The sequence below is a fragment of the Halorhabdus utahensis DSM 12940 genome (assembly GCF_000023945.1).
Classification (GTDB): Archaea; Halobacteriota; Halobacteria; order Halobacteriales; family Haloarculaceae; genus Halorhabdus; species Halorhabdus utahensis.
In genome coordinates, this window is sequence record NC_013158.1 from 1884637 (window position 1) to 1902541 (window position 17905).

General features: G+C 63.1%; 13 protein-coding genes. 6 read left to right on the forward strand and 7 right to left on the reverse strand.

The window, feature by feature from the left end:
* Window positions 1–86: 86 nt before the first annotated feature.
* The 4 genes from HUTA_RS09190 to HUTA_RS09205 are packed head-to-tail and all read right to left on the reverse strand — an operon-like array spanning window position 87 to window position 4454.
* Window positions 87–590, reverse strand: a complete 504-nt coding sequence (locus HUTA_RS09190; protein WP_015789621.1) for a DUF7519 family protein — start codon at window positions 588–590, stop codon at window positions 87–89.
* Window positions 587–2545 carry a DUF58 domain-containing protein gene (locus HUTA_RS09195; protein WP_015789622.1) on the reverse strand — a complete coding sequence of 653 codons (1959 nt, stop codon included), beginning with the start codon at window positions 2543–2545 and terminating at the stop codon, window positions 587–589. Before HUTA_RS09195 ends, HUTA_RS09190 begins: the two co-directional genes overlap by 4 nt.
* Window positions 2542–3483: a DUF4129 domain-containing protein gene (locus HUTA_RS09200; protein ID WP_015789623.1), complete on the reverse strand. Its 942-nt coding sequence runs from the start codon at window positions 3481–3483 to the stop codon at window positions 2542–2544. The genes HUTA_RS09195 and HUTA_RS09200 overlap by 4 nt, the downstream gene beginning before the upstream one ends.
* 5 nt (window positions 3484–3488) lie before the next feature.
* Window positions 3489–4454: an AAA family ATPase gene (locus HUTA_RS09205; protein WP_015789624.1), complete on the reverse strand. Its 966-nt coding sequence runs from the start codon at window positions 4452–4454 to the stop codon at window positions 3489–3491.
* Window positions 4455–5830: 1376 nt separating this feature from the next.
* Here HUTA_RS09205 and HUTA_RS09210 point away from each other — a divergent pair.
* Window positions 5831–7732: a hypothetical protein gene (locus HUTA_RS09210; RefSeq protein WP_015789626.1), complete on the forward strand. Its 1902-nt coding sequence runs from the start codon at window positions 5831–5833 to the stop codon at window positions 7730–7732.
* A gap of 213 nt (window positions 7733–7945) precedes the next feature.
* On the opposite strand, the gene HUTA_RS15105 is transcribed toward HUTA_RS09210, so the two are convergent.
* Together HUTA_RS15105 and HUTA_RS09215 are read right to left on the reverse strand one after the other, a co-directional pair.
* Entirely contained in the window at window positions 7946–8317 is a 372-nt protein-coding gene (locus HUTA_RS15105; RefSeq protein WP_079891701.1) for a type II toxin-antitoxin system PemK/MazF family toxin, read from the reverse strand.
* Complete coding sequence (locus HUTA_RS09215; protein WP_015789627.1) at window positions 8314–9336, reverse strand: hypothetical protein; 1023 nt, start codon at window positions 9334–9336, stop codon at window positions 8314–8316. Before HUTA_RS09215 ends, HUTA_RS15105 begins: the two co-directional genes overlap by 4 nt.
* A 164-nt stretch (window positions 9337–9500) precedes the next feature.
* Between HUTA_RS09215 and HUTA_RS09220 the strand changes: the two genes are divergently transcribed.
* From HUTA_RS09220 to HUTA_RS09240, 5 genes are all read left to right on the forward strand, one after another.
* On the forward strand, window positions 9501–10511 hold the full coding sequence (locus HUTA_RS09220; protein WP_015789628.1) for a Cdc6/Cdc18 family protein: 1011 nt from the start codon (window positions 9501–9503) through the stop codon (window positions 10509–10511).
* 137 nt (window positions 10512–10648) lie between these two features.
* Window positions 10649–12208, forward strand: a complete 1560-nt coding sequence (locus tag HUTA_RS09225) for a hypothetical protein (protein ID WP_015789629.1) — start codon at window positions 10649–10651, stop codon at window positions 12206–12208.
* A gap of 169 nt (window positions 12209–12377) precedes the next feature.
* Window positions 12378–13316, forward strand: a complete 939-nt coding sequence (locus HUTA_RS09230) for a P-loop NTPase family protein (RefSeq protein WP_015789630.1) — start codon at window positions 12378–12380, stop codon at window positions 13314–13316.
* Between the two features lie 5 nt (window positions 13317–13321).
* Window positions 13322–13693: a hypothetical protein gene (locus HUTA_RS09235; RefSeq protein WP_015789631.1), complete on the forward strand. Its 372-nt coding sequence runs from the start codon at window positions 13322–13324 to the stop codon at window positions 13691–13693.
* An 11-nt stretch (window positions 13694–13704) separates the two neighbouring features.
* A complete protein-coding gene (locus HUTA_RS09240; protein ID WP_015789632.1) occupies window positions 13705–16011 on the forward strand; it encodes a type B DNA-directed DNA polymerase in 2307 nt (768 codons plus the stop codon).
* On the opposite strand, the gene HUTA_RS09245 is transcribed toward HUTA_RS09240, so the two are convergent.
* Window positions 16008–17903, reverse strand: a complete 1896-nt coding sequence (locus HUTA_RS09245; RefSeq protein ID WP_169304889.1) for a PAS domain S-box protein — start codon at window positions 17901–17903, stop codon at window positions 16008–16010. The two genes, HUTA_RS09240 and HUTA_RS09245, sit on opposite strands and share 4 nt — an antisense overlap.
* Between the last annotated feature and the right edge of the window lie 2 nt (window positions 17904–17905).

A 17905-nucleotide genomic window follows, 5' to 3' on the forward strand; every position in this document is an offset into this window, starting at 1 on the left:
CCTCTAACGTCTAACGGTGGGATGACGTTGGCCCGACGACGGTCCGTGTGGGGTGGCCGCGAAGACAACCGAGCGAGTGGGGGTCGTCAGTCCCGGAGGCCCAGCGACAGCGCGATCGCCGCGACGACCAGCAGGGCCGTGCCGGGCAAGGAGACGCCGACCGTGAGTGTCTCGTAACCGACGTAGGCGACCGCCGCCACCAGCGATGCGACGGCGGTCATGATTCCGACGTGGAGGAACTCGGCGCGTTCGACGCTCCCGCCGTCGAGTTCGGCCCCGGCGGTGAACGAACCCAGCGCGAACTCCCAGACGAGGACGCTTCCAACGACCGCCGGAAGCAGCCACTCGACGGTGATCCCCGCGAACGCGGTGGCGACGACGGCGGCGACGATCATGGCCGCCCCGAGTCCAGTCACCGTCCGCATGTGTCGCGTCAGACCGATCGCGAGGCCAGCGATGCCGATCACACATCCGACCAGCGCGATCGTCGTGATCGGGGCCACGAGCAGTGTGACGCCGAGTGCGGCCACCAGCGCACCCGCCCTGAGGACGGCCCCTGGCTGGTGGGTGAACCGTGACGCTTCGCTCATGCCGACCACCTCGATCCGGCCCGCGTGAGTGCAACGCCCAGTTCTTCCTCGTCTGCCCAGTCGATGACCCGGACGCCGGCCTCCCGTAACGCCTCGATCCGGTGGCGCCGTTCGAGGCGGACGAGTCGTTCGCCGACGGTTTCGCCCGTCGTCACGTCCGGACTCAGCACCGTGACCGGATGGCCGTACGCGCGGAGTCGATGGATCACGAAGTGGTAGGTGGGGTCCGTGAGTGCCGAAACCAGCACGACCTGGGTCTCCTCGGGGAACCGGCGGTGGAACTCCCGGACCCAGCGCGGGCTGAACGTATCGCTGTCGGGTGTCGTCGCCGGGAACGCGTCGTCGGTCGCCAGCACGCGCTCGACGCGTTCGCGGTGGTCGTACCCGGTCCCGGGCGCGATCCACACCGGCGTCGGTCCGAGTGCCGCGATCCCGACCCGGTCGCCGGTCCCCAACAACGACCCACATAGCCGTCGAGCGGCCGCGATCGACCGTTCGAGTGCTGTCGGCTCGTCCGGCGCGGGTGCCGTATACGACGATCCGGCGGTCTCGATGGCGATGGCGACCGACGCGGCGTGTTCCTCCCGGAACTCGATCGTCGTGAGTTCCTCGCTCGGCGACCGCGCCAGGCGTTTCCAGTCGATGCGATTCGTCGGGTCGCCCGATCGATACTCCCGGGTCGCGTAGAACGCCACGCCGTCCCCGCCCTCGGCGGGGATCCGGCCGAGTGACTCGCTTGCGTGTTCGAACAGTGGGACCTGCACCGGTGTCGCCTGTAGCACCGGAATACAGTACAGCAACGTGTCGGCGTCTTCGACGGCCTCAACGAGTTGCGTGCGTGCCGACCGGCCCGCATAGTCCCGGACGATCGCGTAGACAGGACCGAACTCGTGTGTCCCTCGGCGGGCAGTCACTGTGTACTCGACGGTCGTTGCCTCGCCGGGCCGAAGTGCCGTCCCACGCCGCGGTGATCCCTCGACCACTGAGAGTCCTTCCGGGACGCCGTCGACGACCCGGAGATCGGGCAGCGTCCGGTCGCCGTCCTTGCGAACCGTCGTCGTCACCGTGACCTCGTCTCCGGGATCGGGATGGCGGGGATCGAGCGTCCGCTCGACGGTCAGCGTGGCGTCCGGCGGCGTCACGAACCGGGCGAACGCCAGGACGCCGATCGGGACGGTCCCGGCCAGGATGATCCCGGCGTTCTGGACGAACAGGCCGAGGCCGACGAACGCGACGCCGAGCGGGACCAGCGGCCGGAAGCGCGCGCTGGTGACGCCGTCGTATACCTGGCTTCCGCCGACCATCTCCGCCGCGAGATCGCTCGTCGAGTGGGTCTCCTCGGATCGCCGGTCGTCGTCGAGGACGAGCCGTCCTTCGCCCGCCTCATCGACGAGGTCGGACTCGCCTTCGAGTGTCGCGACCGTCCGCCTGACCAGCCGCTGGAAGTCCGAGGGGTCGTCGCTGAATAGGCCACGAGCGCGTTCGGACAGCGACTCGGGGACCGACGCGTCGGCGTTCCGGAGGAACACGGAACTCGCCTCCTCACGCGGCCAGTCGCCGGCATCGATCGCGGCCAGTGCGGCCTCCGGTGTCGTCCCGCGCTTTCGGGCGAGAATCCTGGCCGCGAGTTCGCGAAGCCGATCGTGGATGTCGGCGCGATCCGGGAGGTATCCGGTTCCACTCCCGTCAAACTGTCCCAGCGTCCGGTCGAATTCGGTTCCGGGTGTCGGCGGCGTGGGCGTCCGTTCGACCGCTGGGGGCTCGATGCGACTCGATGTCCGCCAGTCCCGGTAGACCAGCAACGCCATCACGCCGGCGATCACGCCGCCACCCCCGTACAGGACGGCCGTCAGGCTCGAGGTGCCGCCCGCCCCTGCCGTTAGGACTGCCACGCTCCCGCCGGCCAGCGACGCGAGGCCGATCACGACCGCGAACCGGCGGAGACTCTCGTTCACGATCCCTCACCTCCCGTGTCTGCGTCTGTCTCGTCGGCTCCGTGGGTGGCTTCGATGTGTTCGAGTGCATCGACGGCACGCTTCCGGCGTGCCTCGGTCAGCGGTGCGTCGCCGTACCGGACTTCTTCGAACGTCTCGGTGAGCACGTGAACGTCCTCGGGATCCATCCCTCCCTCGATCGCCGTCGCCTCGAACTGTCTTGGGGTCGCCTCCTGGGGATCGCCGACGCCCAGCAGCGTGACCATCTCCCCCCAGGCGCGATAGATCGCGTTGTCGGCCGCCCGCGGTGTCTCGGCGGCCTCGACGCGGTCGGCGGTGTTGCCGGCGACCGCTGCGAGATTCGAGAGGTCGGCATCGACGGCCTCCGCCTCGCCCCCCTCCTCGGCCGACAGGACCGACCGAAGCGAGTCGGATCGCCAGGCGAAGAAGGCGAGCACGGCGAAGACGCCCGCGCCGAGGACGATTCCGGTTGCCCCGCCGACGGGGAGCACCATCGGCGTCTCCGATCCGTCGCCGAAGCCCGTGGTCCCCTCTGTGGTCTGGGTTGTTGCTGTCCCCGGTGGCGTCTCCGATGGCGTCGGTGCCCCGGCTGTCGGGAAGTCCCCGAGCTGCACGAACACGAGCCAGAGCGCAGCGGCGAACACTGCGGTCCCGATCGCCGTGCCGACGAGCCACTTGAAACTCTCCCAGGGGTCGCTGACGAACTGCACGAGCGTCGCCAGCAACCCGACGACGGCCATCGCGGTCAGGATCGCCCGGAGAGTCGGCGCGTCGATGTCCCCGGGTTGGGAACTCCCGCCATCTAGCGGCGGCTGTTCGAGGCCCACTGTGTCGCCGCCCTGCTCGGCGGTAAACAGCGGCCCGACCGCCACCGCGGCGAGGACCACGGCGACGATAGCGAGGAGGGCAACGACCCCCCGAGTGTGGTTCCTTGCCATCCTCCTCAGGCGGTCGCGTCCGCCTGAACTGTCGGGACCGGCGTGTCCTCGACGATCTCCCGGACGAGCTCGCGCTTTTCGATCTCCTGAACCGTGGCCTCGGGCGTGAGCACCAGCCGGTGAGCCAGGACTGGCTCGGCCATCCGGGTGACGTCGTCCGGAACGACGTAGTCACGCCCCTCGATCACGGCGAAGGCCCGACTCGCCTCCAGCAGGCGCTGGGTCCCACGCGGGGAGACACCGGTTCGAATGTGGTGGTGCGAGCGGGTCTCCCGCGTGAGGTCGAGCATGAACTCCCGGAGGTCTCCCTCGACGCTGACCGTCTCGGGAACGTCCCGGAGGGATTGGACTGTCCCGGATTCGAGTAATTTCTCGACCGACGGCGTCGCCGCGTCACGCGCGAGTCGGCGATCGAGGATCGTCCGCTCGCCACTCCGATCGGGATACCCGAGCTGGGTCTTGATCAGGAAGCGGTCCTTCTGTGCCTCCGGCAGTTCGAACGTCCCGCTCTCCTCGATCGGGTTCTGGGTCGCGATCACGAAGAAGGGGGCGGGCAGCGGGTGGGTGTCGCCCTCGATGGTGACCTGGCCCTCCTCCATGGCTTCCAGCAGCGCCGACTGGGTCTTCGGCGGCGCGCGGTTGAGTTCGTCCGCCAGCACGACGTTCGCAAAGAGCGGCCCCTGGCGGAACTCGAACTCCCGGTCGCGCTGGTTGAACACCTGGCTCCCCATGACGTCCGCCGGCAGGAGGTCCGGCGTGAGCTGGACGCGCGAGAACGACAGCCCCAGCACCGTCGCCGTCGAGCGCGCCGTCAGCGTCTTGCCCGTCCCCGGTACGTCCTCGATCAGCACGTGTCCCCCGGCGAGCAGCCCCACGAGGAGGTCTTCGAAGAACGTCCGGTCGGCGACGACCGCCTCGTTCAACAGGTCGATTACCTCCCGACACTGCGTTGCCGCCGCGTCGATATCCATGTCGTGTGGTGACGGCCCGTCCACGTTTATAATTGTATAGGATTTTCTGCCGGAGAAGTGGGTGATGGGACTGGATTGGGAGTGACGGCAGGACTGTCTGGTTCGAACGGCTCGATCACTGGAACGTGCAGCGTGTCATCGAACGCGTCGGACGTTTTGTCTATCCAAGAGTAGTCTCCTCCAAGTGTCCAATACGATAAAACATTTATCTAACTGTTGAATATCATGACTATGGGAGAGCCACTATCGCGACGCTGTGTCCTCCATTCTGTTGTTGCTGGAGTCAGTATCACCTCCCTTGCAGGGTGTAGTGCGCTCGATTCCGAGCCTTCCCTCATCCCAGTTGAGATCGCAAACTACACCCCTGAACGACACGAAATTACCGTCGATATCATTGATCGGGATGCCGAGGACCGAAGTGATGGGACCGTTCTCCGTGAGGTATACAAATTAGAACCATATGAGGACGGCAAAGAATACACTGTGCCCGACGTGCCGACGGTGCCGAATCGTCCGTACATCGTCCGAGCAAAGATCGACGCAAAGACCCCACGGCACTACCACTACATCCCAGATTGCAAAACAAGAGAAAACCGCGAGGACAAACTGTATCTATCCGTGCAACCGACCGAGAACGGAGCCACGGTCAGGTTTTACCAGGACGGATGTCGATAGCGGGGGAAACCGGCGGACGAACGCCCATCACATCCAGTCGGCAGTCGCAAATCCGGGACCGGGCGGATCGACGCAAGTGTCTGCTAGCTGACCGCTAGTAGGAGCCACTGTCCGTCTACAACAACGGCTTTAGGGCGTAGGAACCGCTCGAAGAAGACAATACATTCTACCGCGATTATATCCTCCATGGCGACAGCGAACACGCTGACGACGAGGCGCATGACAACACCTGCGAGCGCCCATCGCCGCTGACGCGACGGCGGCTCTCGCCGGACCGGGGCGTCTCTATGGATAAGCTGATACAGTATCTCAGAGTGTTTCAAATAGGCGTACTTTATATCTGAAACGGGGCGAAACGCTCTCAAACCTGCTGTTCGAGCGGCACTGTGAAATCAATGATGTGCTACGCATGAGCGGTAATTGAGGAACGATTTTAGTTACTTGAGATCACTCTCATATTTCGTTTGTTTAATTATCAATTGAATATACTGTACATCTGAAAATATATTCTAAAACCATAATCTATTAATACTATCTCTTTGATCTTTGGTTGCGTTATGGCACCTGAAAACCACAAACCGGTTCACGACCCCCCGAGACGAAAAGTACTGAAAGCTCTTCTTGCAGCTGGCGTCACTAGCCCGATCCTTAATAGAACGGCTGCCTCCGTACGTGGTCAATCCAGCAACAGTCTGAGTGAGATGAATGAACTCGACTACCATTTAGAGTACAGTGTTGAAGGGCATGATGGTGACAACGTAACTACGACTGGGTCTGTTCGATATGAAGAAAAGAAGTACGCAGCCGATTCATCGTTCTTCACCTGGCAGTCCGGTTCCTGGGTAAATACTGGTGGCACATCTCGAAAGAAGCCAATATACACTGGTCAAGTTTTCGCCCCAGGAACAAAGAACAGCAAACTAGAGATCGGGAAAGATGAAACATCGACTGATCTAATATTTGATAATCTTTACGCGTATATTGACGATGAAGACGATGATAAGGAGATTCCGAATAGAGCGTATCAAGAATACGTCTTCGATTGGGTCTGGTACCTGGTTGATCAAGCAATTCCATATGATATGCCACCACGTCCCCCGGTCGTCTCTGAAAACTCTAACAAAACGGAAACAGATCCGGGACCTAACGGTGCGTCGATTACTTACTTCGATCCGACTCCATCGATAACAGAAGAATCCTATAGTGTAACGCACTCAGCTGATTGGAAATGGGAGACAAGTACCACTCTCGATCCAGGCTGGAATTTCACATATGCCAACCGGGAAACCGATGTTGGCGAGTACATGTGGAGCCAAGAGGGTGGGTGGATGTTTACGAAGGAGTCCCTTCACCAGATGTCGCTGGGCACTGGGTTTTGCATCTATAGGGAAGACGATGATGTCTGTGATACTCCAGATTGCCCAGACTGCCCCCCGTATGTCCCTTCGAATGCGATGGACTCTTCGATGAGTGCGATGTCGGCTACCGAAGAAGTGACTAAATCGGATTCCGGGTCGTGTTGCACGCTCGAAAGCGTTTCTCGACCGATCTCGGTTTCCTCTGACCATCTTGAGTCCGCGAAAAAGAAAGCGCGTGAATACGCGAAGCCGGTTCGCGACAATCCACGGAAGAAGTTCGAGGCGGAAGCTGTTCGTGGCTTTGAGCAAGCGCCGAAGATGGACACTGACTTCCGTTCGCTAGTTGCGTACCGGAGTGCGTCCGCACACGGACGTGGAGTTGGCGTTCGACAGAACAGTTTCAACGGCAAGATCAACGCCAACAACGCGACAAACCGCGCCAACCAGATGGAGAACAAGGCGAATGCTACTGCAAACAAAGTCCGCTACACTGGCGACACCCTAGATTCGGTCATCGGTGAAGTCGGACAGATTGAGAAATCTATCCAATCCGCAATATCGTGGGCAGACAGCGCTACGAGTGCGTTTAACGTTGACTGGTTCAGCGATGATGAGAAATTGAAGTATGCTGTGTCCGGACTTGAGTTCGCCGCCGGTAACCTTGACGACGCCGAACACTACATCAAAAATCGGAACGCCAGTCGTTCGCGACGTGCCGACCACAGCAGCGCACTCCAGTCGCTGTACGACTCACTCCATAGCCAGATTGTAAACGAATTGAGTGGTGTCGGTGACGCTCTCTCAGAACATGTTAAGTACGCGCGGAAGAACGCTGTGGCTTATCAGGAGCGGGCAGAAGATCGTAAGTCTGACGAGTACCTCGCTGCGGCTGTCATCGATCTATTCTACGCGTACGCCTACGTCTCCGCAATTCCGGCGCTGAGGTCGGCTGACTTCGATGACGTTGACAAAGAGAAGCTGGAAGTGGAGCAGGAATTAACAGCTGATCATTATAATCGCCGCGCTACTCAAGATTTGAAGAGTGCCGAACGACTGTTAATGCGGATGGCAAGCTTGGAGTATAATACTGGTATCGAGTCGTTCGGCCTTTTTCAGGAGGCGGATGACCAGGCGGAAGCTGAGCAGGCATACCGACGCGCGATCATCACGGAAGAATTCCTCAGCGCAACGGACACGCTCTACGAAGAATTCGATCTTCGAGGGAGATCAAAAAGAAGCCACTGAAGTAGGGATAGTTGATTGATATTGGATGGGTGGGTGTGTGAGTCGGCGGAGTCTTCGAAATTAACGGGCTCTTCTCGGAAATTCTGATCGTTCCCCCCATTCAATAGCTTTGGCTTTGCTGTGGAGGGTGGAGTCGCTTGCATGGCTGCTGTACCGCTATGCGACGAAACATCGAATTTTTATCAGGAGAAATTTTGCCGACTGGCCATATGGCTAGATTCGGAACAGCCGTGCGAGTTTTTCTTGTATCTCTTCTATCTTCCGCGGCGGAACTTTCCCGAGACGCCATGACTCCGAGTCGTCGCCCTTCGGTTTCACTCGCCCCTCAAATGAGACGGTAGTTATCAAATTCAGGATCACTACTGAGTCGCTGTCCAATCCATCAATTGTTCCGGGCAGTCTCACTTCACGAGAGAAGCTTTGCTTGTCACGCGATGAAACTGGGGCAACGACTACCGCTCTATCATCAGAATTCGTGTATTGGACGACAACTGCGGGATGGGGATCTTCAAATTCGCCCGGTTCGGCGTCTGCAGCAGGCCTAAAGTCAACGTGAATGAGATCCCCGTATTCCGGGAAACTCAATCGGTAATCACCTCTGCTCCCATTTCCGAGACACGGCTGATCGTTTCCCCATCAAGCGATTGCTCGTCATCTTCTCCGTTTCCGCCTGACTCTAGTTTCTCCATGTCTTCTATTTCGGGTTCCAAGCCAACTGACTCTCTCCTCTCCCCCAGAGATTTTAGTTCGGCTTTCCATGAGCCATCCCGGTATTTTTCAGCATTTGCTTCAACCTCTGGACGAAGCTCATCCACGTTTTCGCCCCGCATCGTCTCAAGAGAAATCTCTTGGCCGACAAAATCCCAAACCGTGTTGTAGAACTTCCGAACAGCATTATTAATGAATGCCTGCTGGCCCGATGACAGTTCATCCGCTGCGTCAGCTTCCGAGATGATACTGGTCAGCAACGTCCGGTATTCTTCAAGCGGTTCTAGAGTGTGTTCCAAGACGTCAAGCTTCGCTATTTCCTCACTCACTGAGACGAACTTCTTGTCCAGTTCATAATAGAACTCTGTCGAGTTCTGATGCCAATTCTCCCCGCCCCCGATTGCGTCAAGCGTTTGTTGGAGACGAGCGCTTGCCGTATACAAATCAGTGAATCGAGCTGCATATTCATCCTTTGGCGCATACTCATCGTAGAAGTCTACCAAGTAGACTTTCGTTTCTTCCGCCGTCACGATTCTATCGAATTCGTCGTCAAGTTCCCTGAGAAAATAGTACGCAAATGCTTCTGTCGAAAGGTGGTCTTTGCTTGGCAGTCTACTTTCATCCAGGTACGCGATATCATCTCCGGGCCGAGGACCTAGCGCCACTCCAGTGTCTGTGGTAACGTCCTCAGGGGCAGGACCGTATTTGAACCAACCGAACGTCAGTCCCAGATTGCGGTCCTCATTGACGATATACTGGAGTTTGTTCAGACGAATCGTATCGAGATGGATCTCGCCTTCGGAAAATCGCCCCTCCTGTTTACCGAGATAGAGCGCATATTGGATCCCCTCTTTTATATCCAAAAGGAGGGATTCCTCGTCTCCGGGAGTGAGCATGTGTATTCCTCTTAGCGTCTAATCACTTTATGTCTTTCATCGTATTTTCCCGGTCGATCTGTCTACCTCAAGCCAGTCTCTATATAAGACTTCAACACGACCCATCCCGGAAACCCGGAAACGACCCCGACCGCTTATGACGCTCGCCGCGAAATCGTCGCCTGATGATCGAGGACGCCCGCGTGCTCCGCGAGGAGTTCGTCCCGAACGACGTCGTCCACCGCGACGGCGAGGTCGACGCGCTCTCGGCCGTCCTCGAACCCGTCGTCGAGGGCGAACCGCCCGAGTCCGCGCTGCTCACCGGCCCCTCGGGAGCCGGCAAGACCACCATCGCGAAGTTCGTCGTCGGCCGCCTCCGGGAGACCGCCCTCGACGTCGAGGCGATCCACGTCAACTGCTGGCAATCGTACACTCGCTTCAAAGCCCTCTACCGGATTCTCGAGGGCCTCGGCCGGACGATCGACGTCCACCGCCAGTCGACGCCCCACGACGAACTCCTCGATCGGCTCGAAGCCTACGACGGCCCGCCCGTCATCGTCACGCTCGACGAGGTCGACCAGCTCGAGGACGGCCACCTGATCTACGACCTCTACCGCCTCCCCGCGTTCGCGGTCGTCCTGATCACCAACGACGAGGAAGAGCTGCTGGCCGGCCTCGACGAGCGCGTCCGGTCGCGGCTTCACACCGCCGAGACGATCCATTTCGACCGCTACGACGTCGAAGAGCTGACCGACATCATGGCCGACCGCGTCGACCACGGGCTGGCTTCGGGGGCCGTCGACTTCGACCAGCTCCGGTGGATCGCCGACGCCGCCGCCGGCGACGCCCGCGTCGGGTTGAGTATCCTCCGGAGCGCCGCACGGCGGGCCGACCGCGACGGTGCCGATGCTATCGCCGCGTCCCACATCGAGGCCGCGATCCCCGAAGCCCGCCGGGAAGTCCGGTCGCGGGCCCTCGACGCACTGCACAAGGAGCAACGGAAAGTATTCGAGATCCTCCGGGAGAGCGACGGGCTCCCGCCGCGGGAGGTCTACGATCGGTACGTCGCGGCGGTCGAGGATCCCCGGACGAAGCGGACGGTCCGGTCGTGGCTCCAGAAAATCGAACAGTACAACCTGGTCGAGGCCGACGGGAGTGGCCCGACCCGGACGTATCGCGTCATCGCCGAGGAGTAGCTGTGCGTTCGTCCACCTTCGGGGAGCGATGGAACCCATGGCAGAGTGGTGACGACCCGACAGTCAGGGTCGAACCCACGTCACGGAACTGATAGTCGGATGAAAACTTATGCAGGCATCGAACGAACTCCCGGGTCATGCGCCGGCGTACCTTCCTCGGGACGGTCGTCGCCGCCGGGCTGGCCGGGTGTACGGCCCCCGCGAGCGAGGAGACGCCCGGGGTAACGACGACCGTCGCGGGGCCGACGGTGGTGACCCCGCCCGAGCCTGACCCGGAGCGCGAACCGCTCCAGTCGGAGGGCTCGCAGCTCGTGACGGCCGCGGCCACCGACCGGGTCTACGCGCTGGGCGCGGGCGGTGGGGGCGGTGACGAGGAGTGGTTGTGGGACAGCTTCCAGTTCGTCTCGGAACCGGACGCCGACGGCCCCGCGCTCGTCGAGGGGACACTCACCAATAATGGCGACTTCGAGCACGTAATCGCCTTCGAGAAGCTCTCGCCGTTCGGTGGGAACGGCTGGTTCCGGCCGGACGGCTATCTGGACGTGTCGATCCCGGGCAGGGACCGCAACCTCGTGCAACTGCTGGAACCGACCGCAGCACACGACTTCGTCGACGGGGAACCGTCGTTCCACCGCGACGGGGAAGGCGTCTGGCGGGTCCAGGAGCACGCCGATCATGATATTCCGGACTACCTGCGCCTTGCCCCGGGCCAGACCATCTACGGGCAGTGGGCGCTCGTCGCCTCTACCGTCGAGGACGCCATCCGCGTGCCTGTCCCCGGGCGATACAGCACCACCGGCGCCGAAGTCGCCCTGTCGATCGCCGTCTGGGACCGGACAGCGCCCGGGCCGAGCGAGGAATCCATCCACGCGGGCCGGGACGTCCCGCCGCCGCCTCCCACCCGCGAAGACGTGACTAAGAGGGTCTGGTATCACGAGGCCGGTCCCGAGACGCCGGTTTTCCTCCACCCGGAGACGGAGGCGGGAACCCTCCCGCTACGGGTTGACTTCACGCTCGTCAATCACACCGTCGAGCAGGCGTTCGGGCTCAACCCGTACAACTGGGGACTGTACAAATTGCACGATGACACGTGGTATCATATCGCACCCCAGAACATTCCGCTGCCAGGGGGATCGCTCCAGCCCGGGAGCATCGCTCGGAAAACACATACACTGTTCAACGGCCATCGGCTCGGCGATCCGCCCGGTCCCACAGTCACGGACGACAGCTACCGGCGGACGGTTCCGCACCTCGGGCCGGGGCTGTACGCCTACGCGCGTGACCTCATGTTCGAGGACACGTACCGCTGCTACGCGGCGCTACTCGAACTCGACGGCGACCCGGTCGCGGTGACGCCGGCCACGGATCTGTCCATCGAACGCGGCGGTGACACCATCGAGGCGGTCCATCCCGAGGTCGACACCAGCCGGCGGAACCACCGGCTCACCGTCGAGCGCGCCCCAGAGGCCGAGACCGACGAGCGAGTCCTCCCGGAACAGATCATGACCGTCGATTACGCGACGGGGCTCCGGAACGCCATCGGCCTGCTCGAGCCCGGCGTCGGGACCGTGCGCCTCGAAACCCCGACGTACGAGGTCAGTATAGCGGGAGACATCGCGGATCGCTCGCCCGTGATCCTCGAATTGCCCGACGGGCCGGTCACGATCCGGGTCGGGATCGAGGACCTCTGGGAGTGAGTCCCATGTGACGCTTCCGGAAACCCGCATGGCGGCCCGGCATCCGGAACCGACCCGGAAACGACGCCGATAGCGGTGCAGTCCCCCGGTTTCACCCTGTTTTCGGCCGATCCGGAAACCATGAAACGACACACCAGCCGGTTTGACGGTCCCGGCGGATCGTTGTCGTATGGAACACGACGCGATCACCGGACGGATGGGAACGGACAGCCGGCGAGGCGGCTCGTCGATCGGGGACCCGCGATGGCCGGCTTCGAGTCGCGAGGACCTCCCGGGCCAGCGTGCCCGACAACGATCCAGTGGCGAGATCGACGACGCGGCGACCGCCGTGGACGTTGACGACGGCCTCGCCCTCCCGGAACTCCCGACGCTCGAAGACGACCTCTATCTGCTGGAACCCGACGCGGGAACCGCGCGATCGCGACGCGACGCCGTCGTCGGCCCGCTTCACGCGCTCGCACTCGATACCGCGCTCTCGGCGGGCGGCGACGTTGTCTGGGTCGACGCGGGGGGCCACGCCACGACGCACGCCTTCGCCCGCGTCGCCCCGGCCGAGCGTGCGCTCGATCGCGTCCACGTCGCCCGCGCGTTCACGACCCACCAGCACTACACGCTGGTCGAGCAACTCGGCCGGTGGCTCCGGGGCGACGGCGATTCGCCCTTCGGCGCGCCGGCGACCGACCGCCCCGCGGTTGTCGTCGCCCCGGCACTCGACGCGCTCTACCGCAAGGGGGAAATCCGGGATGGCGACGCCGGACGCCTCCTCTCCCATTCGCTGGCGACCCTCGCCGCGATCGCCCGCGAACACGACATCCCGGTCGTGCTGACGCGGTCCAGGGCCGACAGCGACACCGACCCGATCGAGGCGGCTGCCACGACGATCGCCCTCGAAGAAACCCAGTTCGGCCCCCGATTCGCGTGCGACGATCTCGACTTCGAGACGCTGGTCTACCGCGTTGAGGAGGGCGTCCACCAGACGACGATCACCTACTGGGCGGAGATCCTCCGGGCTCGGCATCCGGCCGTCGCGTCCGGCGGCTCCGTCAGGGCAAGTGGATCCGGATCGACCGCACAGTCACTCACTATCGGGCCGGCGGCAATCAGGTGACCACGATGGGACGGACCAACCCCACGTTCCGGGACGTGCTCCGGTCGGTCGAGGACCGCTGGGCCCCCTTCCGGCGGGCGCTGCGCTACGAGGACCAGCAGCGCTTCGATCGCCTCCTCGGGCACGCCCGGACGCACGCCGACGCGGCGGGCAATTTGAACCACCATTCCCCGATCGTGCCGGTCCTGCTCGCGATCTCGCTCGCCCAGGAACGGCGGATCGACGACCTCGAAGCGCGACTCGACGAACTCGAAGGGGAGATCGGCGAGCAGGCGGATCGCGTCGACGCCCTCGAAGCCCAAATCGACGATTTCGGGCACCAATACGACGAAATCTCGGCGGGGAATGGGACATCTCCACACGAAAGAACAGGGTGAGGTTTCGGGGGATGGTCTTCACGATCGACTTCCTCGGCGACGGCGACCCGCTCGTGTGGTCCCTCGACGGCACCGTCGATGAACCGGCGTGGTCGGCGTCGCGCGCGGCCGCGTATCGCCCGACGGTGTACGCGGTCGCCGCGCGTGGGATGACCGAACGCGATCCCGACCGCGAGGCCTGCATCGCCGATTTGAACGATCTCCGGGCGGATCTCGACATGCATCCGGCGGTTGCAGACCTTCGTTTCGAGTGGAGGTCGCCGGGGTTTCGCTTCGCCGACCAGCCCGTCCTCCGGATCGACGTCGACCGGGTCGATGCGGTCCGGGAAGTCGCTCGCTTCGTCGAGAATCGCGGCCCACCCGGTCGGGTTCCGTACCGGGCGTTCGACGTGGACTTCTCGCCGGAGTTCCGGTACTGTCTCGAAACCGGGATCGACCCGACGCCGGGGCGGCCCCCGCGCGTGCTTCGGCTGGATCTGCCCCGGACTGCCGCGGCCGAAGGTGACCTCACCGAACTGGCGATCGGCGCGCGAACGACGGCCCCGACAGCTTCGTCGGCCACGGACGCGACCTCGACGGCCACCGCCGAGCCCGCACTGCCGGGGACGCAGCCGGCCGGCGACACCGTCGAGGAGGTGCTGGTGACCCTTCGACGGCGGCTGGCGGTCGAGGATCCGGACGTGCTTCAGGTCGAACGGAGTGACATCCTCCCGTTGCTCGACGAGGCGGCCACCGAGCACGGCGTCGACCCCGGCCTCCAGCGGGTTCCGGACGGTACGCCGCGGGCCGAGATCCCGGCCGTCCAGCAACTCGCGGGGGCGTCAACGTTCGAATCGTACGGGCGGCGGATGCACTCTCCGGCGCGGTACAACGTTCCGGGACGGGTCGTGATCGATCGCTCGAACACGTTCTTCCTCGGCGAGACGAACCTCGCGGGGGCGCTCGATCTCGTCGCCCGGTCGGGCAAGCCGCTGCAGGAACTGTCCTGGGCGTCGATCGGGAACGTGCTCACGGCGATCCAGATCCGGGCCGTCCGAAAGCGGGATGTCCTCGTCCAGTGGCGGGCCTGGCGACCGGAGCGGTTCAAGACCGCCCGGACGCTACACGACGCCGATCGGGGCGGAACCACGCTCTCACCGATCGTCGGCGTTCACGACGCTGTCCACGAACTCGACTTCGCGTCGATGTACCCCAACATCATCTGCGAACACAATCTCTCGCCCGAGACGGTCCGGTGTGGGTGTCACGATGGCGAGGACGTGCCCGAGTTGGGCTATTCCGTCTGTGATCGCGAGGGCTATCTCCCCGACGTCCTCAAGCCGATCATCGACGATCGTGCCGAGAAGAAACGCCGGCTGGCCGAGGACGACCTCTCGGCCGCCGAGCGGCGCGCACTCTCCGGGCAAGTGGACGCCCTGAAGTGGATCCTCGTCTCGTGTTTCGGGTATCAGGGGTTCAGCAACGCCAAGTTCGGCCGGATCGAGGTCCACGAGGCGATCAACGCCCACGCACGCGACGTCCTCCTCTCGGCCAAAGAACGCCTGGAAGCCGGCGGCTGGTCGGTCCTGCACGGCATCGTCGATTCGATCTGGGTGACGCCCCGCGAGGGGGCGACCCAGGAGCCACTCGAGGAGATCGCCGCAAAGATCACCGACGACGTCGGGATCGCCCTGGAGCACGAGGGGGACTTCGACTGGGTGGCGTTCTGTCCCCGACGCGACGGCGAGGGCGGGGCGCTGACGAAGTACTTCGGCAGTCGGCGCGATCCGGACGGGGACGACCCCTTCAAGGTTCGCGGGCTCGCCTGCCGGCAGCGCTCGACGCCGCCGTGGGTCGCGGGGCTTCAGCGGTCGCTCATCGAGACGTTCGACGGGACGCGCGATCCGAGCGCGGTGATCGACACGCTCGCGGCCCACCTCGCAACTCTTGCGGCCGGCGATGTCCCGACGACGGACCTGCTCGTCCGGAATCGCGCCTCGAAGGACGTCGACGCCTACACCCACCGGACCCGCACCGTCGCCGCGCTGGAGCGGGCGGATTCGATCGGGCTTGACTCCGCGCCGGGCCAGGACATCGTCTACGTCGTCCGCGACGACGACAGAGAGGGGATGGACCGAGTGCGGCTGGCGTCGGAGATCGACGACGAGAGCGACTACGACGCGGGCTACTACCGCGAGGCGGCGATCAGGGCCGCGGTCGGCGTCCTCGGCCCGCTGGACTGGACGGACGCGGACGTCCGGGACGCACTCGCCGGCGAGCGGGACGCGACGCTGTCGACGTTCGACGGGATGGAGCTGGATCCCGACCGCCGGATCTAATCCCGGTTTGGCCTCTGGGACTCGTGCTCGGTCGATTTCCGCTCACTGATGTCCCGGACTATCGACAGGATCGACCGGTCCCCGTGGAACGTGACTGTCGTCGCGTTGATCTCGACGGGAATCGTCTCCCCGGATCGGGTTCGGTGCTCGGTTTCGAACACCGCCTGGCCGGACGCCATGACTGCCTGGACGCGCTCAGCTACCTCGCCCGGTTCCGATGGCACGTTGAGGTCCGCGGGGGTCATCGTGTGGAGTTCCGCTTCCGTGTAGCCGTACCGTTCGACGGCAGCTTGATTGACGAACGTAAACGGCCCGCCATCGGGGTGAACGAAGATGGCGTCGTCCATCTCGTGGAGGATGGATTCGAGTTCCTGCTCGCGTTTCTTCCGGTCGGTGATGTCGCGGTTGTTCGTGACGATCCCGTTGATCGGCTCCGTGTCGAGCTGGTTCGAGCCGTTGACCTCGAGCCAGCGCCACCCGCCGTCGGCCGTGCGAAACCGACACTCGACGGTGATGGTCCCCTCGGGCTCGCCGGCGAGTTCGGCGAACGCGGCCCTAACCGTATCCACGTCCTCGGGGTGGACGTAGTCGAATCCGCTCTTTCCCAGTAGTTCTCCCGGCTCGTACCCCAGGATTCGCGTGACTGCGGGACTCTGGTACTTGACCGTCCCGTCCGCATCGAGCACGGTGATGATGTCCGTCGACTCCTGAAGATAGGCCTCGTACCGTTCGAGTTCGCGCTCCCGTCGCCTTCGCTCGGTGATGTCGGTGATAAACCCCTCCAGTATCTCGGTATCCTGTCCGGTGGCGTCGACCATCTGCCCCCGCTCCCACATCCATCTGGTATCACCGTCTTTCGTTCGAATGCGATACGTGACCTCGAACGGTCGGTCGGCGTCGACAGCGTCCTGGACGCGGTTCCACATGTCCTCGCTGTCTTCCGGATGCAGAACGTCCTCGCTCCAGTCGACGTCGCCGCGCTCGATGGCGTCGGCAGTATATCCGGTGAGAGTTTCGCATTCCCCACGGACAAACTCCATCGGCCAGCCGGGTTCGTTGCGACACCGATAGGCGATGCCGGGGAGGTTGCTGATCAGCGTTTCCAGCCGCCGGCGCTGCTCTCGCCGCTCGGTGATGTCGCGAGTGAACCCGACGACCCGGACGACGGCCCCTTCGTCGTCGCGGACGGGTTCACCCTTCATCCACACCGCGCCCGGATCGTCGTCGCCACGCAGGATCCGGAACTCGACGTCGATCGTCTCGCCGTTCGAGAGGCGGGCCATAGCGTCTTCGACGAGCGCTCGATCGTCCGGATGGACGCCGTACAGGAAGTCCCGTGGGTCGTCCCGGATAGCGGATTCCGACCGGTTCCAGACGTCCTCGTAGCCGGAGATGAAGACGAGTTCCTCCCACTCGCGGTCGAACATCCACAGACAGTCCGTCGTGCTTTCGGAGAGCTCCGTCAGTCGCTCGCGCGTCCGTTCGGCCGCCTGACGGGCACGATATTGTTCGACGCTATTGGTGATACGATTCGCCAGCACGGTGTACTGGTCAGTCCCGGCTTCCTTTTGCATGTACTCGGTCACACCGGCGGAGATCGCCTCACTGGCGACTTCTTCTGATCCTTTGCCAGTATAGAGGATGACGGGTAACTCCGGGTGGCGCTCACGGACGGCTTTGAGAAATTCGATACCGTTTCGCCCGGGCATGTCGTAATCCGAAACGATACAGTCGGCCGCGAAGTCGTCCAGGACATCCAGACCGTCCGCGGCGCTCGACGCGGTTTCGACCACGATTCGGTCGTCCTCCCGTTCGAGAAACGTCGCGGCCAGCTCGGTGAGATCCGGCTCGTCGTCGACGTGGAGAATCCGGATCGTTTCGGAACGACTCACCA

What these genes read in the sequence shown, in the direction of transcription:
- HUTA_RS09205 (WP_015789624.1), bottom strand. Translation starts at nt 4,454, where the DNA reads ATGGATATCGACGCGGCGGCAACGCAGTGTCGGGAGGTAATCGACCTG.
- HUTA_RS09200 (WP_015789623.1), bottom strand. Translation starts at nt 3,483, where the DNA reads ATGGCAAGGAACCACACTCGGGGGGTCGTTGCCCTCCTCGCTATCGTC.
- HUTA_RS09225 (WP_015789629.1), top strand. Translation starts at nt 10,649, where the DNA reads ATGCGCCGGCGTACCTTCCTCGGGACGGTCGTCGCCGCCGGGCTGGCC.
- HUTA_RS09220 (WP_015789628.1), top strand. Translation starts at nt 9,501, where the DNA reads ATGATCGAGGACGCCCGCGTGCTCCGCGAGGAGTTCGTCCCGAACGAC.
- HUTA_RS09190 (WP_015789621.1), bottom strand. Translation starts at nt 590, where the DNA reads ATGAGCGAAGCGTCACGGTTCACCCACCAGCCAGGGGCCGTCCTCAGG.
- HUTA_RS09210 (WP_015789626.1), top strand. Translation starts at nt 5,831, where the DNA reads ATGAATGAACTCGACTACCATTTAGAGTACAGTGTTGAAGGGCATGAT.
- HUTA_RS09235 (WP_015789631.1), top strand. Translation starts at nt 13,322, where the DNA reads ATGGGACGGACCAACCCCACGTTCCGGGACGTGCTCCGGTCGGTCGAG.
- HUTA_RS09240 (WP_015789632.1), top strand. Translation starts at nt 13,705, where the DNA reads ATGGTCTTCACGATCGACTTCCTCGGCGACGGCGACCCGCTCGTGTGG.
- HUTA_RS09215 (WP_015789627.1), bottom strand. Translation starts at nt 9,336, where the DNA reads ATGCTCACTCCCGGAGACGAGGAATCCCTCCTTTTGGATATAAAAGAG.
- HUTA_RS09230 (WP_015789630.1), top strand. Translation starts at nt 12,378, where the DNA reads ATGGAACACGACGCGATCACCGGACGGATGGGAACGGACAGCCGGCGA.